At 67.0% G+C, this 25,641-nt stretch carries 21 protein-coding genes and 1 pseudogene; 7 read left to right on the top strand and 15 right to left on the bottom strand.

Annotated elements, in window-relative coordinates:
• Positions 1-162 precede the first annotated feature (162 nt).
• Entirely contained in the window at positions 163-2,232 is a 2,070-nt protein-coding gene (gene metG, locus ACK5JE_RS11285; protein WP_416801803.1) for a methionine--tRNA ligase, read from the top strand.
• A gap of 45 nt (positions 2,233-2,277) precedes the next feature.
• On the opposite strand, the gene kch is transcribed toward metG, so the two are convergent.
• Positions 2,278-3,498, bottom strand: a complete 1,221-nt coding sequence (kch, locus tag ACK5JE_RS11280; protein ID WP_416801802.1) for a voltage-gated potassium channel protein — start codon at positions 3,496-3,498, stop codon at positions 2,278-2,280.
• Positions 3,499-3,578: 80 nt separating this feature from the next.
• On the opposite strand from kch, the gene ACK5JE_RS11275 reads away from it, so the two are divergent.
• Complete coding sequence (locus tag ACK5JE_RS11275; RefSeq protein WP_416801801.1) at positions 3,579-4,472, top strand: cation diffusion facilitator family transporter; 894 nt, start codon at positions 3,579-3,581, stop codon at positions 4,470-4,472.
• A gap of 15 nt (positions 4,473-4,487) precedes the next feature.
• Here the strand turns inward: ACK5JE_RS11275 and cadR are convergent, their stop codons facing one another.
• Positions 4,488-4,919: a Cd(II)/Pb(II)-responsive transcriptional regulator gene (gene cadR / locus ACK5JE_RS11270; RefSeq protein ID WP_416801800.1), complete on the bottom strand. Its 432-nt coding sequence runs from the start codon at positions 4,917-4,919 to the stop codon at positions 4,488-4,490.
• A gap of 91 nt (positions 4,920-5,010) precedes the next feature.
• Here cadR and ACK5JE_RS11265 point away from each other — a divergent pair, with 91 nt between their 5' ends.
• Positions 5,011-7,062: a heavy metal translocating P-type ATPase gene (locus tag ACK5JE_RS11265; RefSeq protein WP_416801799.1), complete on the top strand. Its 2,052-nt coding sequence runs from the start codon at positions 5,011-5,013 to the stop codon at positions 7,060-7,062.
• A 35-nt stretch (positions 7,063-7,097) separates the two neighbouring features.
• A pseudogene (locus tag ACK5JE_RS11260) lies at positions 7,098-8,052 on the top strand (LysR substrate-binding domain-containing protein).
• A gap of 172 nt (positions 8,053-8,224) precedes the next feature.
• On the opposite strand, the gene ACK5JE_RS11255 reads toward ACK5JE_RS11260, so the two are convergent.
• The 5 genes from ACK5JE_RS11255 to tkt form a co-directional block, all read right to left on the bottom strand.
• Positions 8,225-9,064 (bottom strand): bifunctional allantoicase/(S)-ureidoglycine aminohydrolase, encoded by an 840-nt coding sequence (locus ACK5JE_RS11255; protein ID WP_416801798.1) that lies wholly within the window; start codon positions 9,062-9,064, stop codon positions 8,225-8,227.
• Positions 9,065-9,197: 133 nt separating this feature from the next.
• Entirely contained in the window at positions 9,198-10,001 is an 804-nt protein-coding gene (locus ACK5JE_RS11250) for an META domain-containing protein (RefSeq protein WP_416801797.1), read from the bottom strand.
• 119 nt (positions 10,002-10,120) lie between these two features.
• Positions 10,121-11,308, bottom strand: coding sequence for a phosphoglycerate kinase (locus tag ACK5JE_RS11245; RefSeq protein ID WP_416801796.1), 1,188 nt, complete (start codon positions 11,306-11,308; stop codon positions 10,121-10,123).
• 102 nt (positions 11,309-11,410) lie between these two features.
• Complete coding sequence (gap, locus tag ACK5JE_RS11240; RefSeq protein WP_416801795.1) at positions 11,411-12,421, bottom strand: type I glyceraldehyde-3-phosphate dehydrogenase; 1,011 nt, start codon at positions 12,419-12,421, stop codon at positions 11,411-11,413.
• Positions 12,422-12,433: 12 nt separating this feature from the next.
• Entirely contained in the window at positions 12,434-14,479 is a 2,046-nt protein-coding gene (gene tkt, locus ACK5JE_RS11235; protein ID WP_416801794.1) for a transketolase, read from the bottom strand.
• 131 nt (positions 14,480-14,610) lie between these two features.
• Here tkt and ACK5JE_RS11230 point away from each other — a divergent pair, with 131 nt between their 5' ends.
• Positions 14,611-15,333 carry a 16S rRNA (uracil(1498)-N(3))-methyltransferase gene (locus tag ACK5JE_RS11230; protein WP_416801793.1) on the top strand — a complete coding sequence of 241 codons (723 nt, stop codon included), beginning with the start codon at positions 14,611-14,613 and terminating at the stop codon, positions 15,331-15,333.
• Position 15,334: 1 nt separating this feature from the next.
• Here the strand turns inward: ACK5JE_RS11230 and ACK5JE_RS11225 are convergent, their stop codons facing one another.
• The 4 genes from ACK5JE_RS11225 to ACK5JE_RS11210 form a co-directional block, all read right to left on the bottom strand.
• On the bottom strand, positions 15,335-15,805 hold the full coding sequence (locus ACK5JE_RS11225) for a barstar family protein (RefSeq protein ID WP_416801792.1): 471 nt from the start codon (positions 15,803-15,805) through the stop codon (positions 15,335-15,337).
• A complete protein-coding gene (locus tag ACK5JE_RS11220) occupies positions 15,793-17,037 on the bottom strand; it encodes a patatin-like phospholipase family protein (protein ID WP_416801791.1) in 1,245 nt (414 codons plus the stop codon). The genes ACK5JE_RS11225 and ACK5JE_RS11220 overlap by 13 nt, the downstream gene beginning before the upstream one ends.
• Complete coding sequence (locus ACK5JE_RS11215; RefSeq protein WP_416801790.1) at positions 17,012-19,306, bottom strand: NADP-dependent malic enzyme; 2,295 nt, start codon at positions 19,304-19,306, stop codon at positions 17,012-17,014. The genes ACK5JE_RS11220 and ACK5JE_RS11215 overlap by 26 nt, the downstream gene beginning before the upstream one ends.
• A gap of 116 nt (positions 19,307-19,422) precedes the next feature.
• Positions 19,423-20,328 carry a hypothetical protein gene (locus ACK5JE_RS11210; protein ID WP_416801789.1) on the bottom strand — a complete coding sequence of 302 codons (906 nt, stop codon included), beginning with the start codon at positions 20,326-20,328 and terminating at the stop codon, positions 19,423-19,425.
• 95 nt (positions 20,329-20,423) lie between these two features.
• On the opposite strand from ACK5JE_RS11210, the gene ACK5JE_RS11205 reads away from it, so the two are divergent.
• On the top strand, positions 20,424-21,587 hold the full coding sequence (locus tag ACK5JE_RS11205) for a pyridoxal phosphate-dependent aminotransferase (protein ID WP_416801788.1): 1,164 nt from the start codon (positions 20,424-20,426) through the stop codon (positions 21,585-21,587).
• A 57-nt stretch (positions 21,588-21,644) separates the two neighbouring features.
• Here the strand turns inward: ACK5JE_RS11205 and ACK5JE_RS11200 are convergent, their stop codons facing one another.
• Positions 21,645-22,604, bottom strand: coding sequence for a transglycosylase SLT domain-containing protein (locus ACK5JE_RS11200; RefSeq protein WP_416801787.1), 960 nt, complete (start codon positions 22,602-22,604; stop codon positions 21,645-21,647).
• 79 nt (positions 22,605-22,683) lie between these two features.
• Between ACK5JE_RS11200 and ACK5JE_RS11195 the strand changes: the two genes are divergently transcribed.
• Entirely contained in the window at positions 22,684-24,228 is a 1,545-nt protein-coding gene (locus ACK5JE_RS11195; protein WP_416801786.1) for a UbiD family decarboxylase, read from the top strand.
• An 86-nt stretch (positions 24,229-24,314) separates the two neighbouring features.
• On the opposite strand, the gene ACK5JE_RS11190 is transcribed toward ACK5JE_RS11195, so the two are convergent.
• From ACK5JE_RS11190 to ACK5JE_RS11180, 3 genes are read right to left on the bottom strand one after another with little or no spacing between them, the layout of a single operon-like run.
• The gene (locus ACK5JE_RS11190) at positions 24,315-24,749 is read right to left on the bottom strand and encodes a hypothetical protein (RefSeq protein WP_416801785.1); all 435 of its coding nucleotides are present in this window, start codon (positions 24,747-24,749) and stop codon (positions 24,315-24,317) included.
• 7 nt (positions 24,750-24,756) lie between these two features.
• Positions 24,757-25,221, bottom strand: coding sequence for a phage holin family protein (locus ACK5JE_RS11185; protein WP_416801784.1), 465 nt, complete (start codon positions 25,219-25,221; stop codon positions 24,757-24,759).
• 5 nt (positions 25,222-25,226) lie between these two features.
• Positions 25,227-25,550 (bottom strand): DUF883 family protein, encoded by a 324-nt coding sequence (locus tag ACK5JE_RS11180; RefSeq protein ID WP_416801783.1) that lies wholly within the window; start codon positions 25,548-25,550, stop codon positions 25,227-25,229.
• Positions 25,551-25,641: the final 91 nt, after the last annotated feature.

Raw genomic sequence — 25,641 nt, 5'->3', positions numbered from 1 at the left:
GGCGCCGGCGCCGGACGGAATCCTCATGCCTCGTGGCCTGGGGAGACACGCTCGGGCATCCGGTTCCAGGCGTGCGCATGGACCAGACCTGACCCTGACAATGGTGCGGGCCCGGACTGATAAAATCGGTCCTTTGCCTCCTCTCCTCCCTTTGCCCGCCCCATGTCGCGCACGATCTTCGTCACCACCGCCCTGCCCTACGCCAACGGCTCCTTTCATATCGGCCACATCATGGAATACATCCAGGCCGATACCTGGGTGCGCACCATGCGCATGGCCGGCCACACCGTGCATTTCGTCGGGGCGGACGACGCGCACGGCGCGCCCATCATGCTCAAGGCGCAGGCCGAGGGCATCACGCCCCAGGCGCTGGTGGGCCGCTACGCCGCCGAACGGCCGAAATACCTGGACGGGTTCCACATCCGCTTCGATCACTGGCACAGCACCGACACCCCAGAGAACATCGAGCTGTCCCAGGACATCTACCGCGCGCTGAAGGCCGCCGGCTTCATCGACAGCCGCGAGATCGAGCAGTTCTACGATCCGGTCAAGGGCATGTTCCTGCCCGACCGCTACATCAAGGGCGAATGTCCGCGCTGCCACGCCAAGGACCAGTACGGCGATTCCTGCGAGTCCTGTGGCGCCGTCTACAGTCCGACCGAACTGATCGAGCCCTATTCCACCCTGAGCAAGGCGCGGCCAGTCTTGCGCAGCTCGGAACACTTTTTCTTCCGCCTGTCCGATCCGCGCTGTGTCGCCTTTCTCCAGGAATGGACCACGGGCACGCGGGCCGATGGCACCGCCCGGCTGCAATCCGAGGTTCTCGCCAAGACGCGTGAGTGGCTGGGCACGGCCGAAGGCGCCGAGGCCAATCTGGCCGACTGGGATATCTCCCGCGATGAACCCTACTTCGGCATCCCCATCCCCGATGCGCCGGGCAAATATTTCTATGTCTGGCTGGACGCGCCGGTCGGCTACCTGGCCTCACTCAAGGCCTATTGCCAGAAAAACGGGCTGGACTTCGACGCGCTGCTGGCGCCGCAGGCCACCACCGAGCAGGTGCACTTCATCGGCAAGGACATCGTCTATTTCCATGCGCTGTTCTGGCCAGCGATGCTGAAATTCTCCGGTCGCAAGATCCCCGACATGCTGCACGTGCACGGCTTCATCACCGTCAGCGGCGAAAAGATGTCCAAGAGCCGGGGCACGGGGATCTCTCCGCTGCGCTACCTGGACATCGGCATGGACGCCGAATGGCTGCGTTACTACATCGCCGCCAAACTCAACGCCCACGTCGAGGACCTGGACTTCAATCCCGACGATTTCGTCGCCCGGGTCAACAGCGACCTGATCGGCAAATACGTCAACATCGCCAGCCGCGCCGCGACATTCATCACCCGCCACTTCGACGGCGCCCTGGCCTATGCCGGCGACGCCGGGGCGCTGCAGGCCGAACTGCGCGACTGCACGGAACAGGTCCAGGCGGATTTCGAGGCGCGCGAATACGGCCGCGCCATCCGCCGCATCATGGCCCAGGCCGATCGCATCAATCAGGCTTTCGACGCCGCCCAGCCCTGGGTGCTCGCCAAGGGCCTCGCCCAGGCCGAACCCGCGCGAAAAGCCGCGCTGCAAGACATCTGCTCGCGCGCCCTGGCGGGATTCCAGGCGCTGTCAGTCATGCTCTCACCCGTGCTGCCGGCCCTGACTGAACGCGTCGCCCGCGAGCTGTTCGGGCGCAACCGCACCTACATCTGGTCCGATGCCGGCGAGCTGCCGGCGCGCATCGCCGCGTTCAAGCACTTGATGCAACGCGTCGACCCGGCCCTGCTCGACGCCCTGTTCGAGCCGCCTCAGGCGCCTGCGGAGATTCCGGGCGGCGAGCCTATCGCCGAGGTCATCGATATCAAGGATTTCGGCCGGATCGACCTGCGCATCGCGCGCATCGTCGAGTGCGCGGAAGTCCAAGGCTCGGACAAGCTGCTGCGCCTGTCCCTGGATGTGGGCGAAGGCCGCCTGCGGCAAGTCTTTTCGGGTATCAAATCCGCCTGCAAGCCTGATGATCTGACCGGCAAGCTGACGGTCCTGGTCGCCAATCTGGCTCCGCGCAAGATGCGCTTCGGCGTCTCGGAGGGCATGGTGCTGGCAGCCAGCCACGCCGACGAGGACGCGCACCCCGGCATCTACATCCTGGAACCCTGGGAAGGCGCCCAGCCAGGCATGCGCATCCGCTAAGTCCGGGTTCACGCGCGCACCCTGACAGGCGCGCGCCGCCGGGCATCAGACGGCGGGATCGGGCGCCTTTTCGTCTTCGCCGAACAGCAGGCGCGTGATCAGCGCCTCGTCGATGGGCTCGCCGCTCAGGGTGCGGGCCAGGATCTCGCTGCCCAGCATCTGCGGCGAGATCACGATATCGGGATTCACCCGTCGGATCTTGGCCAGATGCTGAGACGAGTTCGCCATCGCAACCAGCTTGGTGTCGGGCCCGCCGATCTCGCGGCCCGCCATGACGATGAAGGCGTTCTCGGCGTCATCCTGGCGCAGGGCCAGGATGTACCGGGCATGCGCCGCGCCGGCCTGACTCAAGATGTGGGTTTCCGAGGCATCGCCCACCAGAATGTCGGCATCGGCGGGATACGGGTGGCCCTGCGCCGCAGGCACGATGACCGTGACGGCATAGTCGCGCTGGCGCAGTGCGCCGTACAGACTCTGAGCCAGGGGGCCGACGCCTGCCAGGATGATGTGGTTCTTTCGCATGGTGCGTGGTTTCCTTCCGTGCATCAGACGGCTGATGTTGCCGCCGATCATGGGCCCGACCACGGCGCTGATGGACGTGGCAAAGACCGTGATTCCCAGAATGATGATGGAAATCGTGAACAAACGGGCGGTGTCGGTCTTCGGACTGATATCCCCGTATCCCACCGTGGACATGGAGACGATGGAAAAATACAGGGCGGAGACCGGATCGTGCACGGGCGGCGAAAACTCCTCGCCCAAGTAGAGGACGCCGAAGACGGCATAGAACAGCAGGCTGACCACGCTGAGCAGGGCGAACAGACCGCCCGCGGCCAGGCTGGCCCGATCGAAATAGCGCCAGTAGCTGGTCAACACCACCGCCAGCATGACCGTAAAGACAATCAGGCCGTAATGCCCCTGCCCGCGCCACAGGGACACCGTGCCGATCGCGACCAGCAGCACCAGCGAGAGGCTCCAGGCGATGCGGGCGCGGTACAGCAGGCCGATGGCCATCACCTGCACGCCCAGCCCCAGCATCAACCGCGCCAGCTGGCCGATGCCGCCCGATCCCAGGAACGCCGTGATGCCGGCGCTGTCACGGAGTTGCAGCGTCTGCAACAGCCCCTGGCTGGTGATGGTTTCCCAGAGCGGCTGCAGAAACACATAGCCGTCGACCGCGACCAGCACAGCCAGCAGCCATTGCCAGGGCAGCTGGCGCAGCCGGCGAACGCCACGCGCCAGGGCAAAGCCAGGTTGAAACCACATGCAGACCGTCTTCCTGTAGAGCCGGGAGGGGCTTCAGTTTACCTCACGCCCCGGGCGGAACCGCCCGTATACTGGCGGGCATGTCACTTGAGCCTCATCCCCGTATCGATACACCAGAGCGGCAGGCAGCGGCCCGGCGCAGCACCTGGGTCAGCGTCTGGACCAACCTGGCGCTGACCGGCGCCCAGCTGGTCGTCGGCCTGTATGCCCATTCCCAGGCCCTGGTGGCCGATGCGATCCACTCGCTGTCCGACCTGGTGTCCGACGGCATCGTGCTGGTCGCCAACAAACACGGCGCCAAGGCGCCCGATGCCGATCATCCCTACGGGCATCTGCGTTTCGAAACGGCCGCCACGCTGGCGATCGGCCTGATTCTGATCCTGGTCGGCCTGGGCATGCTGTGGCGCAGCTTCGAGCGGCTGCAGGACCCGGACCTCATCCCGACCGTCCATGCCATCGCGCTTTATGTCGCGCTGCTGGCGTTGCTGGCCAAGGAAGGACTGTTCCGCTACCTGCTGCGCGTCGCGCGCCGCGTGCGTTCCACGCTGCTGGTGGCCAACGCCTGGCATGCCCGTTCGGATGCCGCGTCATCTCTGGTGGTGGCCCTGGGCGTGGGGACCAATCTGGCCGGTCTGCCCCTGGCCGATCCCATCGCCGCGCTGGTAGTGGGGCTGATGATCATCCGCATGGGCTGGAAATTCACCTGGCAGGCCTTCAACGACCTGGTGGACCGGGCCGCCGACACCGACACCGAGCGCGCCATCCGCGAGCGAATCCTGGGCACGCCCGGCGTGATGGGGCTGCACAACCTGCGCACCCGCAAGATGGGCGACATGATCTGGGTGGAAGTCGATATCGAAATGAATGCCCGGCTGACGATCGAGGCGGGTCACGCCATCGCCGTCGAGGCCCGCAAACGGGTCATGGCGGACCTGCCGGTGCTGGACGTGATGACGCACTTCGACCCGGTCTAGGGCGGCCCGTCTCGATCAACCGATGTGCGATCCGCGCGCCGGCCCGTCGGCCGTCTCCATGCGCGCCAGCCCCTGCACAATGCCGCAGGCGTCCACCGCCTGCTCGGCGCGGCACTGCTCCCGCAGCCCGACCAGCTGCCGCTGCAGGTCCTGCAGCTCGCGCAGGCGCACGTCGACGTGGGCGATGTGCTCGTCCAGCAGGTGGTTGATCGGGCCGCAGTCGCGGGCGGGATGGTCGATCATGTCCAGCAGCGCGCGGATTTCGTCGTGCGCCATGTCCAGCCCCCGGCAGTTGCGGATGAAGCGCAGGCGTTCCAGATGCGCCGGTCCGTACTGCCGGTAGTTGCCCTCGCTGCGGGCGGGCGCGGGCAGCAGGCCGGCCCGCTCGTAGAAGCGGACGGTCTCGGTGGAACACCGGGCGGCGCCGGCCAGTTCGCCGATTTTCATGCAGGATCCTCCTGGGACGTTCCGGATGCTTGACCTTGTAGCGGCTACAAGGTGTGTACTGCCATCATAAATCGCAGTACAGGGATCCGTCATGCCGCACGCCACCTGCCAAAACACCTGCCGGGATGTCCACGGACACCCCGCCTCCGGCTCAGTCCACGACCACGATCACGACCACGATCACGCGCCGGACGCGGGCGCGGCCTGCTGTCACGGCCATGGCCACAGCCATGAGACCGAGGCCTCCGCCACAACCATCGGACAAGACATCGGCTGCTGCCACGGCCACACCGACGGTGCCTGGTGGCCGCTGGCGGCCTCGGGCGCCGGCGCCCTGGCGGCCGAGGCCGCCCACTGGTTCGAGGCGCCCTGGGCCGTCTCCGCGGTCCTGGCGATCCTCGCCATCGCGGGCTGCGGCCTGGACACCTACCGCAAGGGCTGGGCCGCGCTGCGCCACGGCCGGATGGACATCAACGCCTTGATGAGCATCGCCGTCACCGGCGCCCTGGTCCTGGGCCAATGGGCCGAGGCCGCCATGGTGATGGTGCTGTTCACCCTCGCCGAACGCATCGAGGCGCGCTCGCTGGACCACGCCCGCCGCGCCGTGCAGGGCCTGATGCAGCTTGCCCCCGACCAGGCCTCCGTGCGGCAGGCCGACGGCGGCTGGCGCGACATCCCGGCCAAAGCCGTGTCCCCGGGCGACCTGGTGCGCACCCGTCCGGGTGAACGCATCGCCCTGGACGGGCAAATCGAATCGGGCCGTTCGGCCGTGGACCAATCCCCCATCACCGGTGAAAGCCTGCCCGTGGACAAGGCGGCCGGCGACCCGGTCTACGCCGGCACCATCAACGGCACGGGCGAACTGCACTACCGCGTCCTGGCGGCCGCCGGCGAATCGACCCTGGCGCGCATCATCCGGGCCATCGAGTCGGCGCAATCGGCGCGCGCGCCCACGCAGCGCTTCGTGGACCGCTTTGCTCGCATCTACACCCCGCTGGTGGTGCTGCTGGCCGTGGCCATCGCCGTGCTGCCGCCCCTGCTGGGCCTGGGCGGCTGGACCGAATGGGTCTACAAGGCGCTGGTTCTGCTGGTGATCGCCTGCCCCTGCGCCCTGGTGATCTCGACGCCGGTGACCATCGTCAGCGGCCTGGCGGCTGCGGCCCGCCACGGTGTCCTGATCAAGGGCGGCGTCCACCTGGAACAGGGCCGCCTGCTGCGCTGGATCGCGCTGGACAAGACCGGCACCGTCACGCACGGCCGGCCCGCGCTGACCGACACCGTGGCGCTGGACACGGCCGACCCCGCACGCAGCCACGCCCTGGCCGCCGCCATGGCCGTCCGCTCCGACCATCCCGTCTCCCGGGCGGTGGCGCAAGGACTGGACGCCGGCCCCGCCGCCGCGCCGGTCGAGGACTTCGAGGCCCTGGCCGGGCGCGGCACCTGCGGCCTGGTCGATGGCCGCCCGCACTTCCTGGGCAACCACCGGCTGATCCACGAACGCGGCCTGTGCTCGCCCGAACTGGAGGCCCGTCTGGAAGCCCTGGAACGTCAGGGCAAGACCGTCGTCCTGCTGGCCGACGAGCACCGCGCCCTGGCGCTCTACGCCGTCGCCGATACGGTCAAGCCCGACAGCGCCGCCGCGATCCGGGCCCTGCACGCGCTGGGCGTGCGCACCGCCATGCTGTCGGGCGACAACCCCCACACCGTCGCGGCCATCGCGGCCCAGGTCGGCATCGACCGCGCCGAAGGCGACCTGCTGCCGGAGGACAAGCTGCGGATCGTCGGCGGCCTGGCCGAGCCAGGGACGGCCGTGGGCATGGTGGGCGACGGCATCAACGACGCGCCCGCCCTGGCGCGCGCCGACGTCGGCTTCGCCATGGGCGCGATGGGCACGGACGCCGCCATCGAGACCGCCGACGTCGCCCTGATGGACGACGACCTGCGCAAGATCCCCTGGTTCATCCGGCTGTCGCGCGACACCCATCGGATCCTGGTGCAGAACATCGCCCTCGCCCTGGGCATCAAGGTCGCGTTCCTGGTCCTGACGGTCGCCGGCCTGGGCACCCTGTGGATGGCGGTGTTCGCCGACGTAGGCGCCAGCCTGCTGGTGGTGGGCAACGGCCTGCGGTTGTTGAGGCGATGAATGCGGGATAATCCATGCATCACACGGATGACAGCATGGAATCCAGCACGAAACCCAATGGGCCGAACCGGCCGCCCCTTGATCCGGACCTGCTGAAGGCAATCGTCGCGGTGGTGGACTGCGGCGGCTTCACCGCCGCCGCAGCCCGCCTGCATTCCACGCAATCGACCGTGAGCCAGAAAATCCGCCGGCTGGAGGACCTGGTCGGCCACCGCCTGCTGGATCGCAGCGGCCGCGAGATCCTGCCGACCGACGCCGGCCAGGCGCTGCTCGACCACGCCCGCCACCTGCTGGCGCTGAACGACCAGCTCCTGGACGTGATGGCCGGCGCGGCGGTCGCCGTCACCGTACGGCTGGGCGTGCCGGAGGACTTCGTCGCCAGCCGCGCGACACAGGTTCTGGCGGACTTCAGCCGGCGCCATCCCCAGGTCAAGCTGGAAATCACCAGCGGTCTGTGCTCCGGGCTGGTGGCCAGCTACGACCGGGGGGAACTGGACCTGATCCTGATCAAGCAGCGCCGCCACAGCCGCGCGGCCGTCGCCTACCGTCCGGAAACCCTGGCCTGGATCGACAGCGCGCGGCATCCGTGCTTCCAGGCCGACCCGGTGCCGCTGGTGACCTTTCCGCCCCGAGGCCTGTACCGGGAGGACATCATCCGCGCCCTCGAGGCCATGGGCCGGAACTGGCGCGTCGCCTACACCTGCTCCAGCCTGAACGGCATCCAGCACGCGGTGGCCGCCGGCCTGGGGATCAGCCTGCTGCCCCTGCGGACCGTGACGCCGGACCACGCCATCCTCGGATCCCGCGAAGGCCTGCCGGCCGTCGACGACTACGAGATCGGCCTCTGTTCACCGCCCCACGGCGGACGCCACCGTCCAGGCGCTGGCGCGGGCCCTGGCGGACCTGCTGGATGAGGAGGGACACAGGACAGTCGAAAACGTGCGCGAACGGCGCACCTGCTCCTCCGCCACCCGTACTTGCCCGGAGTGACAAACCCGACGGAAACCGACCATGGGCCAGACCGACGACCTGGCTCGGGGCTTGCACCACGCGCAGAAAGAATGCCCGGCGCTCCTCGTCGTATCCCCGAAAAAAATCTCCGCTGGTCAGCCCGGCGGAGATTTTTTCACTCAAACCTTCTGGGGAAACATTCTCGGCGCGATCAGCGCCGGCCCAGATCACCCAGCGTCAGGGGCGCGTGGCGGTTGACGTCCTTGTACAGCAGGTAGCGGAAGGGGGCCGGGCCGCCAGCGTAGCAGGCCTGCGGGCAGAAGGCGCGCAGCCACATGAAGTCCCCGGCCTGGACCTCGACCCAGTCCTGGTTCAAGCGGTAGACCGCCTGGCCTTCCAGCACGTACAGGCCGTGCTCCATCACGTGGGTCTCGGCGAACGGAATGATGCTGCCGGGCTGGAAAGTGACGATGTTGACGTGCATGTCATGGCGCATGTCGGCCATGTCCACGAAGCGCGTGGTGACCCAGCGGCCCTCGGTACCCGGCATGGCGATGGGCTCGACGTCCTGCTCGTTGGTGACGAAGGCCTCCGGATGAGGCACGCCGTCCACGGCCTGGTAGCGCTTGCGGATCCAGTGAAAGCGGGCGGCTTCGCCGCCGCGGTTGCGCAGGGCCCAGTCCGAGGCCGGCGGGATGAAGGCGTAGCCCCCCGGCTTCAGGACGTGCTTCGCGCCGGCCAGGGTCAGTTCGAGCTCGCCTTCGACGACGAACAGCACGCCTTCGGCCTCGGGGTCCTGCTCCGGCCGTTCGCTGCCGCCGCCCGCGCCGACCTCGACGATGTACTGGGCGAAGGTCTCGGCGAAGCCCGTCAGCGGACGCGCCAGCACCCACAACCGGGTGTTGTCCCAGAACGGCAGGTGGCTGGTGACGATGTCACGGATCACGCCCTTCGGGATGACGGCGTAGGCCTCGGTGAACATCGCGCGGTCGGTCAGCAGATCGGTCTGCGGGGGATGGCCGCCGTGCGGCGCATAGTAGGTCCTGGACATGGGAACTCCACGGGTCGTGCGTTGCGGCCTCCGTGCGGGGGCCGTGAATGGGATATCCGGAAACGGATGCCCCACCTTAACGGGCGACCGCGATATTTACCAATTAAATATTGGAATCCTCATCATCCATTTTTCAAATGGATCGCTGGACGACCAGATCCAGGATGTAGACCCGGGACGAACGATCGGCCGGAGGATGGGGGTCCGTGAACCGCTTGACCCGCAGGATGGCGTGCTCGCCATCCCGGTGCTCATAGCCCTTGATCGGCTGGTACAGCGGCTGCCAGTCTGCGGCGGGCGGCTGCAGCACGCCCGCGGCGTCGTAGCGGCGCTCGCGCACACGCAGGCAGCGGTGATCGGGGATCAGAGGATGACTGCAAGCCACGCGCTCGGGCGCGATTTCCAGGAACACGGTCTCGCCCGGGCCGCCGTAGCGCGTCTCGGGCGTGGGCACACCCGTGAAGACCTGCACGTCCCCACCGGCCGTGGTCAGGCGCAGCCGGGGCGCGTCCGCGCCACCCTGGACCTGGGCAGCCAGGTGGCCCTTCAGACGTGCGGCGATTTCGGCATCCAGCCGCATGAGATTCGGCGCGCAGGCCTTCATCGTGGCCGCCAGGCCTTCGACCCGCAGCGCGCCGGATTCGAGCGTGTAGCCGCCGAACTGGGTATTGCAGCCTCCCTGTACGTTCACCGACGTATCGGAAAACGACAGGCGCAGCGGCCGTTCGAACCCCGCGCGCAAGGCCTCGACGGGCTGACCGTGGCGGTCCACGACCTCGGTCAGGCGCCAGTCGTAGGCGGACAGGGTGGCCTTGTCCAGGACGGGCGCGGCACGGTCGACGGTCATGGCGGTGTGTCCCGGGGCGGATTCATTCGGCGCCTGGGCGCAGGCGCCGAGCGCCAGAGCCAGGACGGAAACGGCAAACAGCTTTTTCATAGGGTAAACACTGAGTCGCGTAAAACCCCATGATAACAACAGGATGCGCCCGTCCCGACGCCCGGAGCGTCAAGAAAGGTCAATGCCCGGACGGCCGCCCGCCTGGGCGCACGGACCGCTCAGACCCCGCGCGCCTGCAAGGCGGCGACGGCAGGCAGCGTCTTGCCTTCCAGGAACTCCAGGAAGGCGCCGCCGCCGGTCGAGATGTAGCCGACCCGGTCGGCGATGCCGAACTTGGCGATCGCCGCCAGGGTGTCGCCGCCCCCGGCGATGGAAAAGCCATCGGATTCCGCGATGGCCTGGGCGATGACCCGGGTGCCGCCGGCGAAGGCTTCGAACTCGAACACCCCGACCGGGCCATTCCAGACGATGGTGCCGGCCTTGCGCAACTGGTCGGCCAGGGCGGCGGCCGTGCGCGGACCGATGTCCAGGATCAGGTCCTCGGGTCCGACGTCGGCCGCGTCCTTGACGGTGGCCGGCGCGTCGGCGGCGAAAGTGGTCGCCACCACCACGTCCACGGGGATGGGGACCTCGACGCCGCGCGCCCGCATGGCGTCCATGACAGCCCGGGCCTGGTCGACCTGGTCGGGCTCGGCCAGCGATTTGCCGATGGGCAGGCCGGCGGCCAGCATGAAGGTGTTGGCGATGCCGCCGCCCACGATCAGTTGATCGACCTTGTCGGCCAGGGACTGCAGGATGGACAGCTTGGTCGAGACCTTGGAGCCGCCGACGATGGCCGCCATCGGGCGGCGGGGCGATTGCAGCGCCCGGCCCAGGGCGTCCAGTTCGGCTTCCAGCAGCGGGCCGGCGCAGGCCACCGGCGCATGGCGGGCGATGCCTTCGGTGGTGGCCTCGGCGCGGTGCGCCGTGCCGAAGGCGTCGTTGACGTAGACATCGCACAGCGCGGCCATGCGGCGGGCCAGTTCGGGATCGTTCTTCTTTTCGCCGGGATTGCAGCGGCAGTTTTCCAGCAGCACGACCTCGCCGGGCGCCACGTCCACGCCGCCGACCCAGTCGGCGGCCAGCCGCACCGGCCGGCCCAGCAGTTCGGCCAGGCGCCCGGCGACGGGCCGCAGGGTGTCGTCCGGGCCGACCGTGCCTTCCTTGGGGCGGCCCAGGTGCGAGGTCACCATCACGGCGGCGCCCGCGTCCAGCGCCAGCCGGATCGCCGGCACCGAGGCCCGGATGCGGGTGTCCTCGGTGATGCGGCCCTGGTCCAGGGGCACGTTCAGGTCGGAGCGGATAAAGACGCGCTTGCCCTTCAGGGCGCCGGACTGCGCCAGGCCGGAAAGTGTCTGTATGGTCATGGAGGCGGTTCCTTCGGAGTTCTGTTCAGGCGGGGGCGGCAGGCGCCGGATATGACGAGGGCGGGTTGCCCCGCCCTGCGCCACCATTACGATACCGATGCCTTATTTGGCGGCCATCAGGGCCACGGTGGTGTCGAGCATGCGGTTGGAGAAGCCCCACTCGTTGTCGTACCAGGAGGAGACCTTGACCAGAGAGCCGGACACCTTGGTCAGCGCGGCATCCACTGTGCTGGAGGCCGGATCGTGGTTGAAATCGATCGACACCAGAGGTTCGGTGGTATAGGCGAGGATACCCTTGAGCGGGCCGTTGGCGGCGGCCTCGAGAATGCCGTTGACCTCTTCGACCGTGGTGTCGCGCGCCGCCACGAAGGACAGATCGACGATCGACACGTTGATCGTCGGCACACGGATCGCGTAACCGTCGAGCTTGCCGTTCAGTTCGGGCAGCACCAGTCCCACGGCAGCGGCCGCGCCGGTCTTGGTGGGGATCATACTGTGCGTGGCCGAACGCGCGCGGCGCAGGTCGGAGTGATAGACGTCGGTCAGCACCTGGTCATTGGTGTAGGCATGCACCGTGGTCATCAGGCCGCTGACGATGCCCAGTTGCTGATGCAACGGATGCACCAGCGGAGCCAGGCAGTTGGTGGTGCACGAGGCGTTGGAGATCACCGTGTCCGAGGCTTTCAGGACCTGATGATTGACGCCATAGACGATGGTGGCGTCGACGTCCTTGCCGCCCGGCGCGGAGATGATGACTTTCTTGGCGCCGCCCTTGAGGTGGGCCGAGGCCTTTTCCTTCGAGGTGAAGAACCCCGTGCATTCCAGCACCACGTCCACGCCCAGCTCGCCCCAGGGCAGATTGGCGGGGTCGCGATCGGCGAGCACGCGGATGCGATCGCCGTTGACGACCATGTCATTGCCATCGACCTCGATCGTGCCGGGGAAACGGCCGTGGGCCGTATCGTAGCGGGTCAGGTGCGCGTTGGTCTCGGGATCGCCCAGGTCGTTGATGGCAATGATCTGGATGTCGTGTTTTTTACCGTCTTCGTAGTGGGCACGCAGGATGTTGCGGCCGATACGGCCATAGCCATTGATGGCGACGCGGATGGTCATGAGGAATCTCCTTTACAAAAGCTGCTCGACGACGGCAACCACATGCTCGGCCGTCAATCCGAAATGTTTGAAAAGCTCACCCGCAGGCGCGGATTCGCCATAGACGTCGATGCCCACGACGGCGCCCGTCGTGCCCACGTACTTGTACCAGGTTGCGGTGCCCCCGGCCTCGATGGCCACGCGCGGCAGACCTGCCGGAAGCACGGCCTGACGCCAGTCGGCCTCCTGGGCATCGAACACCTGGGTGCAGGGCATGGACACCACGCGGGTCGCCACACCGCGCTCGGCCAGGCAGTCCTGGGCCCGCAGGGCGAGTCCGACCTCGGAGCCGGTGGCAATCAGCACGGCGCGCGCGCCCACCATGTCACGCAATACATAGCCGCCCCGGGCGATGGCGTCGGTGGTGGCGGCATCACGGGCCACAAAGGGCAGATTCTGGCGCGACAGCAGCAGCGCCGAGGGACCGCCGTCCCGAACGGTCATGCCCAGGCTGGCGGGCCGCGCCAGGGCAGACTGCCAGGCCACCGCCGTCTCGGTCGTGTCGCAAGGCCGCCAGACATGGAGGTTGGGGATCAGGCGCAGGCTGCCGGCATGTTCGATCGACTGGTGGGTGGGGCCATCCTCGCCCAGGCCGATGGAGTCGTGGGTGAAGACATGCACCACGCGCTGTTTCATCAGCGCCGCCATGCGCAGCGCATTGCGGGAGTAGTCGGAGAAGGTCAGAAAGGTACCGCCGAACGGCAGATAGCCGCCGTGCAGGGCGATCCCGTTCATGATCGCCGCCATGCCGAATTCGCGCACCCCATAGTTGATATGGCGTCCGGAGCGGGGGCCGCCGGCGGCGCGGCGCACGGCCTCGACGCCCTTCCAGTCGGTGAAATTGGAACCGGTCAGGTCGGCCGAACCACCCAGCAGTTCCGGCAGGACCTCGGCAAAAGCGGCGATGGCCTGCTGGGAGGCCTTGCGCGACGCGATGGATTCCGCCTTGTCCTGGGTGGACAGGACATAGGCCCGGGCCCGCTCGGCGAAATCGGCCGGCAATTCGCCCGTCATGCGCCGGCTCAGTGCAGCGGCCAGTTCCGGGTGCGCCTGCGCATAGCGGTCGAACCGCGCCTGCCATTCCGCCTGCAGATCCGCGCCACGCGCGCGGCCATCCCAGTACCGGTAGGTTTCGCGCGGAATCTCGAAGGGGGGATGATTCCAGCCCATGGCCTTGCGCGCGGCGGCAATCTCGTCGGCGCCCAACGGCGCCCCATGGACTTTCTCGGTACCGGCCTTGGTCGGCGCACCACGGCCGATCACGGTGCGGCAGCAGATCAAGGTCGGCCCTTTGCCGGTGGCGGCATGCGCCTGGGCCTGGACGATCGCGGCATCGATCGCGGCCATGTCATGGCCATCGACGCCGCGCAGGACATTCCAGCCATAGGCCTCGAAACGCGCCGGGGTATCATCGGCAAACCAGGGCTCGACCTCGCCATCGATGGAGATGCCATTGTCGTCATAGAACACGATCAGGCGCGACAGGCCCAGGGCGCCGGCCAGCGAGCAGGCCTCGTGGGAAATGCCCTCCATCAGGCAGCCATCGCCAACGAAGGCATAGACGTCATGGCCGATCAGTTCGTGCCCCGGACGATTGAATTCGCCCGCCAGCAGCGACTGGGCCAGCGCCATGCCAACGGCATTGGCCAGCCCCTGACCCAGCGGGCCCGTGGTGGTCTCGACGCCCGGCGTGATACCGACTTCGGGATGGCCTGGCGTGCGTGAATGCAGTTGACGGAACCGGAGCAATTCGTCGATCGGCAGGTCATAACCGGTCAGATGCAGCAATGCATAGATCAGCATCGAGCCGTGGCCGTTGGACAGCACGAAGCGGTCACGATCGAACCAGGCCGGATCGGCCGGATTGTGACGCAGGTGCCGCGTCCAGAGCACATGTGCAATATCGGCCATGCCCATGGGCGCTCCGGGGTGCCCGGAATTGGCTTGTTGGACGGCATCCATGGACAGGACGCGGATGGCATCGGCCATGGATGGATCGGGGGCGGGCAAGGCGCTCATAGGGTCTTGGGGGGCAAGCGCTGCACGACCGAAGCCATGGCCTCACCGCATACAGAATCACAAAGCCAGGGATTTTACCACCCTGCCCGATCCGGTTTATAGTCCTCGGCACCCGCACAACGATCATTGCCATGCCGCCTCCCCGCTTCTTCTGCGAGACGCCGCTGGACGCCGGCCGTCGTATCGATCTGCCGGACGCCCTGGCGCACCATGCACTGCGCGTATTGCGACTCGCAGACGGTGCCGCCATCACCCTGTTCGACGGCCGGGGCGGCCAATACCCCGCCACGCTGCGCATCGAGGGCAGGCACGCCCGGGCCGAGCTGGGCGCCCACGAATCTCATGAGGGCGAACTGCGCGGGCGCCTGACCCTGATCCAGGGGCTGGCCTCAGGCGACAAGATGGACTGGATCGTGGAAAAGGCTGTCGAACTGGGTGCGGCCGAACTGCGCCCCGTCGCTGCGGAACGCAGCGTTCTTCGCCTGTCCGGCTCCAGGCTGGACAGGCGCCTGGATCACTGGCGCGCCATTGCCCGGGCAGCCAGCGAGCAATGCGGCCGCAATCGGCTGATGCGCATCCATCCGCCCGCGCCGCTGGCGGCCTGTCTGGAAACTGTGCAAGGCCCGGCGCTGTTCTGCCACCCGGAAGGCGTCCTGGATTTCCGCGCCGCCCTGACCGGCGTGCGGGACAGCCTGACGCTGATGGTGGGCCCCGAGGGCGGCTGGGCGCCAGAGGAACTGGCCCTGGCGCAACGTCAGGGGCTGCAGGGCGTGCGGTTCGGCGCGCGGGTGCTGCGCACCGAGACGGCCGGTCTGGCCATGGCGGCCGCCGCCACGGCCCTGCTGGACTGGTAGATCAGGATTCCTCGCGGCCGGAATACGGCGTGGGATCGACGCCCGGCTCGGGTGCGGGGTGCGCGCCGGCATGCTGAATGGCGTAGACGAAATGGCGCTCGTTGTTCTGCCCGAATTCCACGACATCATCGCAAACGGTCTGAATGGCCTGGGCATCATCGGTCAGGGCCGGATCGCCGGAATGCAGATGCCGGAACCACAGGAACAGGCCCTCTTTCTGGTCCACCAGAGTATCGCACAGGCCATCGTACAGCGCGTCCAGATTGCCGCCGAAGTATTCCGGATAGTCGATCGCCTTGACCACGGCCCGCAAGACGGCGGAGCGGTTGCGCGCCCGATCGCAATCGACAACGAAGGCAGCCAGTCCGGCCTCGGTCGCAGCAGACAGGGCCTCCTGTTCGCTGACCGCCTGGGCATCCACCACGCCCCGCGCTAACATTTTTTTTATCTGGGCCGGACTCATGCGGACCACTCCTTGAAAAAAGCGATGACGTTCTCAGCCTGACTCAGGCTGTCCGCCCTGCCCAGCTCGATCAGGCTGCGGGTGTAGCCGGATTCGAACAACAAATAGGACGCCAGCGCGCCACCCCCTGAATCGATGCTTCGCGGCGAGACGCCCAGTACGCGAAACAGGGTGCGCACGGCACCCGGCAACTCATCCAGATACTCCAGCGCCAGTTCGTCGAGAGACCTGCTGGGCTCGATCATCAAAGTATGAATAGGCCGCAATGAATCGCTTTTTAATCGATTTGCGGGGATTCGTGCAAGCAGCTCATTGATCCGCTCCAGGCGCTCCATGTCCAGGGAAACACCATCGAGAAAAATGTTCGACAGCGTGTGCCCGGCGACCTGCGCCAGATTGGGATAGGGAGGATCCGGTTCGTGGGCATCGGGACTGATCTCGTCCCGGTAATTGGTCCCGATGACGAACACCCGTTCGGCACCCAGATGGATGGCCGGACTGATCGGCGCCAGCTGGCGCATCGACCCGTCTCCGCACCAGAGGGTGCGTCCGTCCATCTGGATGGCGCGCGCGGGAAAGACAAAGGGAATGGCGCTGGAAGCCATCAGATGATCCACCCCGATGGCGCACGAGACGGCCCGGCGCAGCGTGCGCGACCAGGGCTGGATGGACTGCTGCGCCTGGTAGAAGGTCAGGTGTTCGCCCGTGGTGTAGGCCGTGGCGGTGATGGCCAGGGCGCTGAGGTGGCCGCGCTCGAGGTTGGTGCGCAGGCGGGGAAAGCTGATCGAGCGGCCCAGCAACCCGGCCAGGGGCGTGTTGTCGAGCAGGGAATGAGGGGCGTAGCGGGACAATTGCGGCCGGATCCATCCCAGGGTCAGCATGCCCAGCCATTGCAGACCGGTACGCATCAACTGGACCGCGTCCGAGTAATAGATGTCCCGGGTATGCAATGCTTGCCACAGGTCGCACAGACGATCGACCGCGCGATGCGGCTGGTGGGCGCGGCAGGCCAGCGCCGCTGCGTTGATGGCGCCCGCCGAGGTGCCGCACACGATATCGAAGGGATTGCGGAAATCCGGCCGGCGGTCCGGGTCCAGGATCTGGAGTACGCCCGACAGGACGCCGGCCTGGTAGGCGGCGCGGGCGCCGCCTCCGGTCAGGACCAGGCCGACCCTGGGCGGTGCTTCGATGGCGGAATGCGGATTCGGCACTTCCCTAGCCGTGGCGTGGCTTGTTGGCATCGACCACGGTCATCGCGGTCATGTTGACGATCCGGCGCACGGTCGAACTGGAAGTCAGGATATGCACCGGCGCATTGGCGCCCAGCAAGAACGGTCCGACCGCGACATTGCCGCCCGCCGCCGTCTTGAGCAGGTTGTAGGCGATGTTGCCTGCATCCACACTGGGGCAGATCAGCAGATTGGCCTCGCCATGCAGCGTGGTCGACGACAGGATGCGTTCGCGCAACGCCGGATCCAGGGCGCAATCACCATGCATCTCACCGTCGATCTCCAGTTCGGGGTTGCGCTCGCGCACCAGCGCCAGGGCCTGGCGCATTTTTTCGCCCGAGGACGAGCTGCCGGTGCCGAAGTTGGAGCGCGATAGCAGGGCGACCTTGGGCTCGATGTTGAGGCGGCGCATTTCCTCGGCCGCCATCAGGGCGATCTCGGCGATCTGGGCCGCGTCGGGGTTGTCGTTGACGTGCGTGTCGGCCAGCGCCACGGTGCGCTCTTCGAGGAGCAGGATATTCATGGCCGCATAGGTGCGGGCGCCAGGCTGCAGTCCCAGGACCTCGTCGACGAAGCGCAGATGGTTGCCATAGGACCCGACCGTGCCGCATATCATGCCGTCGGCATCGCCCAGGCGGACCATCATGGCGCCGATCAGGGTCAGGCGGCGGCGCATTTCGACCCGCGCCATTTCCTTGGTGATGCCCCGGCGGCACATCAGTTCCCAGTACGTGGTCCAGTACTGGTGGAAGCGCTCGTCGTGATCGGGGTTGATGACCTCGACATCGACCCCCAGGCGGATGCGCAGGCTGTATTTTTCGATGCGGCTGGCCAGCACGGCAGGGCGGCCGATGAGGATGGGCCTGGCCAGGCGCTCGTCGACCACGATCTGCACGGCGCGCAGCACGCGTTCGTCCTCGCCCTCGGCAAAGACGATGCGCCCCTTGCCGCCTTCGCGCACCATGGTGCGCGCCGCCGAGAACAGCGGCTTCATGAAGGCCCCGGAGTGGTAGACGAACTGTTCGAGCTGTCCCGCGTAGCCTTCCAGGTCCGTCAGGGGCCGGGTGGCCACGCCGTCCTCCATGGCCGCCCTGGCCACGGCGGGAGAGATCCGCACGATCAGACGCGGATCGAAGGGCTTGGGAATGAAATAATTGGATCCGAAGGACACGTCATACAGGCCATAGGCCGCCGCCACGATGTCGTTCTGTTCTTCACGAGCCAGCTTGCAGATCGCCATGACGGCGGCTTTTTCCATGCCGCGCGTGATCGTGGTCGCGCCGACGTCCAGCGCACCGCGGAAGATATATGGAAAGCACAGGACGTTGTTGACCTGATTGGGAAAATCGGACCGCCCGGTGGCGATCACGGCATCGGGCCGCGCCGCCAGCGCATCGGCCGGCAGGATTTCCGGGTTGGGGTTGGCCAGCGCCAGCACCAGCGGACGTTCGGCCATTTTCTCGATCATGTGGGGTTTGAGCACCCCGCCGGCCGACAGCCCCAGGAACACATCGGCATCGCCGATGATGTCGTCCAGGGTGCGCGCGTCGGTTTTCTGCGCAAACTGGGCTTTCTTTTCGTCCATCAGGACGGTGCGGCCCTGGTAGACGACGCCCTCGATGTCGGAAACCCAGATGTGCTCGAGCGGCAGCCCCATGTCCATCATCAGTTCCAGGCAGCCCAGGGCGGCCGCCCCGGCGCCGGACACTACGACCTTGACCTTGGAGACGTCCTTGCCCACGACCTCCAGGCCATTGAGGAAAGCCGCGGTCACGCAAATGGCGGTGCCGTGCTGGTCATCGTGAAAGACGGGGATGTTCATGCGCTCGCGCAGCTTCTGCTCGACGATGAAGCATTCCGGCGCCTTGATATCCTCGAGATTGATGCCGCCGAACGTCGGCTCCAGACCGGCGATGATGTCCACCAGCTTGTCAGGATCCTGCTCGTTGATCTCGATGTCGAACACATCCAGGCCGGAAAATTTCTTGAACAGCACGGCCTTGCCTTCCATCACGGGCTTGGACGCCAGGGGGCCGATATTGCCCAGTCCCAGCACGGCCGTGCCGTTGGTGATGACGCCGACCAGATTGCCGCGTCCCGTATAGCGGAAGGCGTTGTGGCTGTCGGCGACGATTTCTTCACATGCGGCGGCGACGCCGGGGGAATAGGCCAGGGCGAGATCCCGCTGATTGGAGAGCTGTTTGGTGGGAGTGACCGAGATTTTCCCGGGCCGGCCGTGCTCGTGATATTCGAGCGCCGCTGCGCGCAAGGATTCGTCCATGGTGGAGCCGCCTTCCTGATTCGTGATGGAAATAAATGAGTGTGCTGCCGGCCATTCTAGCCGCTTGCGCCGGCCCGCGGTATGGCGCGGGCGGCATGCGGGTCATATGGAAAAAGTCAGAATCGCTGGCCCCGTTCCGGGAAAACGCCGTCGGGATCGAACAGTGCGCGCACGGCAAGGTCGGTTTCCTCATCGGCCGCATCGATGCCCGGGCGGGTCCCGTAGCGCCGCTCATAATCGCGCTCGGCCGGACGGCCGTCACGCTCGTCGAACACCAGCCATTCGACCCAGCCAAGTGCTCCGCCATGGCCCAGCAGCAAGTGCGCCAGATTGATGGTAGCGCCGGACGCCGGGCGCAAGGCATCGAGCCGGTAGCGCCCGTTCCACAGGTCATCGGCCCGCAATCGGTCGGCGGCGGGCGCCGAGGCGAGTTCGAACAGCCGGGGAATCATGCCCTGAACACGCGCATTATCCAGCGGCTTGTGGTTGTCCACCCCGAAGGCGCCCAGGTTGGCCTGCGTGCCGTCGGCCAACAGCACCAGCGCATGCACCAGTCCGCTGGCGGCCGTATCGCCGCAATCCCAGTCGCAGCCCTGGCGATCGGCCAGCCAGGCAGCCACCGTCAGGTGCGGCGGCTGGTCGCGAAATTGCGGCAACCCGGCCTGTTCCAGCGTACCGATCATGCAGCCGGGCTGGACGAACCAGCGTGAGTCGTCCGGCCCCAGGCGTTCGCAACGCGACATGGCGACCCCGGGCTCGACCCACAGCACGGGACTCTCATCCAGCCGTTCCGACGAAGGCATGCCGTCCAGTGCCAGCGTGACCCCGTATTCCGCGCACAGCGACCGGGCGTGATAGACGTCCTGCATATGCCCCGGCACCAGTCGGGCGCTGCCCGCCTCAGTGGAGAATTCATGTACGGCGCCCTGCGCGGCACGGCGCAGGCGCATCAGGAAGGTTTCCCAGGGAGATCGTTCCGGGCGACGACCGACCAGAAATGCGCGGCGCGAAGGAGACTGCATGGCGGGGCTCCGGGAATTGAGGTGATTCGTGTGAACAGGGCCTACGGCCTACAATCGGGCTTTCATTCCAAACCGCAAGGCAAGAAGGTTGCACGATGGTCAGACTGGCCGACAGAACCGAACGCACGGCGCCATTTTACGCCGTGGAAGTCCTGAAACAGGCGCAGACCCTCACTGCCCAGGGACGCGACATCATCAGTCTGGGCATCGGCGAACCCGACTTCACCGCTCCCTCGCGCGTGCTGGAAACCCTGAACCAGGCGGCCGACGCCGGCTTGAGCGGCTATACGGCGCCAGCCGGCATTCCGGCCCTGCGCGAGGCCATCGCCCACTATTACGGCACGGCCTTCGGCGCGTCCGTCGATCCGGCCCGCGTTCTGGTCACCTCGGGCGCCTCGGGCGCTCTGCTGCTGGCCGCCATGGCCCTGATCAATCCGGGCGACGAGATCCTGATGCCCGATCCGTCCTACCCGGCCAACCGCAATTTCATCACGGCAGCCGGCGGCATCACGCGCCTGGTGCCCACCACAGCGGAACACCGCTATCAGCTGCGCCCGCAGGACATCGAAGCGCACTGGGGACCGGCCACGCGCGGCGTACTGATCGCCTCGCCCAGCAACCCCACCGGCACCTCCATGCCGCGCGAGGCCCTGCGCGCGCTGATCGCCGCCGTGCGGACGCGCGGCGGCTTCATCATCCTGGACGAAATCTACCTGGGCCTGTACTACGACGAACCACCGCGCAGCGGCCTGACGCTGGACGACGACCTGCTGATCATCAACAGTTTCTCGAAATACTTCCACATGACGGGCTGGCGCCTGGGCTGGCTGATGGCCCCCGAGACCATGATGCCCGCCCTCGAGCGCCTGGCCTCCAGCCTGGCGATCTGCGCCCCGGCGCTGGCGCAGCACGCCGCGCTCAGTTGCTTCGAGCCCGAGGTCATGCAGGTCTACGAGCGCCGCCGCCTGTCGTTCAAGGAACGGCGCGACTTTCTGCTGCCCGCCTTCAAACGCCTGGGCCTGAGCGTGCCGGCCGCGCCCGACGGGGCCTTCTATATTTTTTCCGACATCCAGGCACTGGGCATGGACAGCACGACATTCTGCCATCGCCTGCTGCGCGAAGCCGGGGTGGCCGCCGTCCCGGGCCTGGATTTCGGTCAGGCGCACGCGCGCCATACGGTGCGTTTTTCGTATGCGACCGATCTGGGCCGCCTGCATGAGGCCGTCGACCGGATGGCGGCATTCCTGGCACATCGCTAGGGTGCAGCGCCGGGAGGCCCGCCCGGCCGGTCGGGACCCCGAACCCGGCATAGGGGCTCAGTCCTTGGGCGGAATCCCTGATGCCAGCGCAATGCGGCGGCGCTCGGCCAGCACCCGGGCGCCATAACCACCATCGCTGGGTCCGGTGGCCCCGACATAGCAGGCCAGCCCCCCCTGAATGCCTCCCCGCCGACGGATGCAGTCCGCCAGGATCTGGGTTCCGACCCGGATATTGACCACCGGATCGAAGGCCGACACCGGCCCGCCGCTGGGCTGCAGCTTGTCCCGATGCACCCGGGTCATGACCTGCATCAATCCCTGGGCCCCCACGGAACTCTCGACGAAGGGGTTGTAGCGCGACTCGATGGCGATCACGGCCAGCAACAGCTGCGGATCCAGTTTCTTTTCGCGAGCGACGTCGAAGGCCGTCCGGATCAACGCCCCTGCCACGCTGCCGGCGATACGATATTTGCGCGCCAGATAGCTGCGCAGCGCGTGTTCCTGATCCCGGGTCACGCCCTGGATCGGCTGGCCGCGCAGGCTGGCGGCCAAGGCGCCGACAAAGGCTGAACGCGCGGTCTTGACCCCGCCTTCTGCGGTGCGTCCCGGTTGATCCGATGCCCCCGCCTGTGCCGCTTGCCCTGTCTGCCCGGTTTGTCCCGCCTGACCCGCCTGACCCGCTCGAGGCGCGTCCGGCGCATCGGCGCCGTCATCATCGTCCGGAGCGATGGGCGAAGAGGCGCCATTGTCCGACGCCTGCGCCAGTTGCGTCGGCGCCCAGTCCGGCAGGTCGCCCATATCGTCGGCCGCATAACCGCCGCCGTCGGCCTGGAACATCGCCAGGACGACACCGTGCAATTGCTGCGACTGCTCGCGCATCGACGGCAGCACCAGGCTCAGGCCCAGCGTGGTGAGCACAGCCAGGCCCAGGTAGATGGCGCTGACATGAATGAACTCGCTCACGGGCCGCAAAACGGCACGCGCGCTGTGCTGCAGCTGCTCAGAAAGGGACCGCATGGGAACCTCCGGAAACCGTCCGGACGGGGGAATGGTAATCTTGGGCACGACATCACTGTAACCTGACCCCCCCTATTCCGTGAAATATCGCGACCTCCGGGACTTCATCGCCCAACTGGAACGCCAGGGCCAGCTCAAGCGCATTGCGCATCCCGTTTCCACCGCCCTGGAAATGACCGAAATCAGCGACCGGGTCCTGCGGGCCTCGGGCCCGGCACTCCTGTTCGAACAGCCGCAACATGCCGGTCAGGCCTGCGCCACACCGGTACTGACCAATCTGTTCGGCACCGCCCAGCGTGTGGCCTGGGGCATGGGTGCTGAAGACGTCTCCGCTCTGCGAGAAACCGGCGAGCTGCTGGCATCGCTGCGCGAGCCTTCGCCCCCCCAGGGCATGCGTGACGCGTTGTCGAAAGTCTCCATGCTGAAATCGGCCCTGTGGGACATGAACCCCCGGCAACTGCGCACCCCGCCCTGCCAGGAAATCGTGATCGAGGCCGGGGATGTGGATCTGAATACGCTGCCCCTGCAAAGCTGCTGGCCGGGCGACGTGGCCCCGCTGCTGACCTGGGGACTGGCCATCACGCGCGGCCCGCGCGCACGCCGCCAGAATCTGGGCATCTATCGTCAGCAGCTGATCGGCCGCAACAAACTGATCATGCGCTGGCTGTCCCATCGCGGCGGCGCGCTGGATTTCCGCGATCATGCCCTGGCTCACCCCGGCAAGCCCTTTCCGATCGCGGTGGCGCTGGGCGCCGATCCCGCCACCACGCTGGCGGCCGTCACACCCATCCCCGACAGTCTTTCGGAATACCAGTTCGCGGGGCTGCTGCGCGGCTCGCGCACGGAGCTGGCGCCCGCGCTGGGCAGCGGCCTGTCTGTGCCGGCGCACGCTGAAATCATTCTCGAAGGCCACATCCTGCCGGCATCCGACCCGCGAGCGCTGCGTCCCGTGGTTCCCGAGGAGGTCGCTCCGCCGCCGGACACCGGCTACGAAATGGCCCTGGAAGGCCCCTACGGCGACCATACGGGCTATTACAACGAGCAGGACTGGTTCCCGGTCTTTACGGTGGAACGCATCACGCATCGGCGCAACCCCATCTATCACAGCACCTACACGGGCAAGCCGCCCGACGAGCCCGCCGTCCTGGGCGTGGCCCTGAACGAGGTCTTCGTGCCGCTGCTCAAGCGCCAGTTCCCGGAAATCGTCGATTTTCATCTACCGCCCGAAGGCTGCAGCTACCGGCTGGCCGTGGTGTCGATCCGCAAGCAGTACCCGGGACACGCCAAGCGGATTCTGTTCGGCCTGTGGAGCGTACTGCGACAGTTCATGTACACCAAGTTCATCGTGGTGGTGGACGAGGATATCGACCCCCGGCAATGGCCCGAGGTCATCTGGGCCATGACCACACGCATGGACCCGGTGCGCGACACGCTGCTGGTGGACAATACGCCGATCGACTATCTGGATTTCGCCTCGCCCGTCTCCGGACTGGGCGGCAAGATGGGGCTGGACGCGACCAATAAATGGCCGGGCGAAACCCGGCGGGAATGGGGCCGGCCGATCCAGATGACCGACGACGTCAAACAGCGCGTGGACGCGATGTGGGGGCAGTTGGGGCTGTGAGCCCCTCACAGGGACATTGAAGAAATACTTCGCGGCTTGCAAGCCGCCCGGACGCGCCAGTCACAGGTCAGTCCACCGGGACCGGCCTATGACCGGCCGCGTACCAGCCAGACCAGGCTGGCGATCAGGGCAGTCTTCAGGGCGAGGCCGCGCCGCCGACGGGTGGAAACCATCGAGGCCACAACCGACAGTAGCATGGGATAGCGGCGCAGGGTCTGCAACCCGCCCCCCAGCCAGCCCAGACCCGCGGCGCCCAGCCGGTCCCGCACCCGCGCCATCAGGGACTCGGGTTGCAGTTCACCGGCCAGCCGGCAGGCGCTGCGCTGCACCGCCAGGCGTTCATAGCTGGCGCGCATGCGCAGGAGCTCGATGCGCACACGGCGATCCGCCGCCGTCACGCGCGCGGGACGATCCCGAGATACGGCATTCACGATGCGCTCCTGACAGCCGCAGGCCTCGACGTCCTCATCAAAGGACTCGACATGCGCCCGGCATGCCTCAGTGGGTACCTGAAATGCCACGACATGCTCATGGACATGTAATATCTCCGGGAAAGACGCTGTCCGGCGCAGGGCACGCATCGCGCCGGTCCTGCGCGGCGTCCTCGTCGGCCGCCGGACGATCGCGGGCGGCGGTCAGCGCCTGCGCATCCTCGCGCAACACTTCAACCGTCACGGAGAACGGCGCGGGATCGTGTTTCAGACGATGGATCAACCAGCCCGCCAGGCCCACGCCCAGCACCGCATACAACAGCACCAGCAGACCCAAAGCCAGAAAACGGTATTCGGTCGGCCAGAAAACCAGCGCCAGGGTCAACGTGGCGACCAGCAGCGCCAGCACCAGGAAGACGACGGCCGCCAGCAGCACCGCCAGACGGCACAGCAGGCGATCGCCGGCATCCCGGGCCTCCAGCCCGAAAAGCTCCAGGCGCGTCCCGGCCAGCGCCGCCAGATGGGCGGCCAGATCGGAAAACGCGCGGCCAATCGGTCCCATGGCGGTCAGCGGCGGGACAGCAGCGCACCGAGCAGCAGGCCGGCCACGCCGGCGATGCCGACAGCTTTCCAGGGATTGGCCTGGACATACTCGTCCGTGTCATGCACGACCTTGCGGCCCTGCTCCATCAGACTGGCCTGCGTGTCGGACAGCACCTCACGGCCCTGATCCAGCGCCTTCAGCGCCCGGGTGCGCAGATCAGCGGCCTTCTCCCCTGTCGCGTCAGCGGACTCGCGCAGGAGTTTTTCGGCCTGATCCAGGCTGGACTTCAGGTCTTCGATCAGGGCGTCTCGGGCGGATTGCGTGGCAATTTGCTTGCGGGTGACCATGAACATCTCCTGTGAAATGGGAACGATGAGCATTCATCCTACCTTACAGGAGAAACCCCGATGTTTCAAAACATGAAGGTTGCGATGAAAA

It is taken from the genome of Castellaniella sp., assembly GCF_047971665.1.
Classification (GTDB): domain Bacteria; phylum Pseudomonadota; class Gammaproteobacteria; order Burkholderiales; family Burkholderiaceae_B; genus Castellaniella.
The sequence above is the reverse complement of the archived record's forward strand: the minus strand, read 5'-3'. Positions and strand labels throughout refer to the sequence as shown.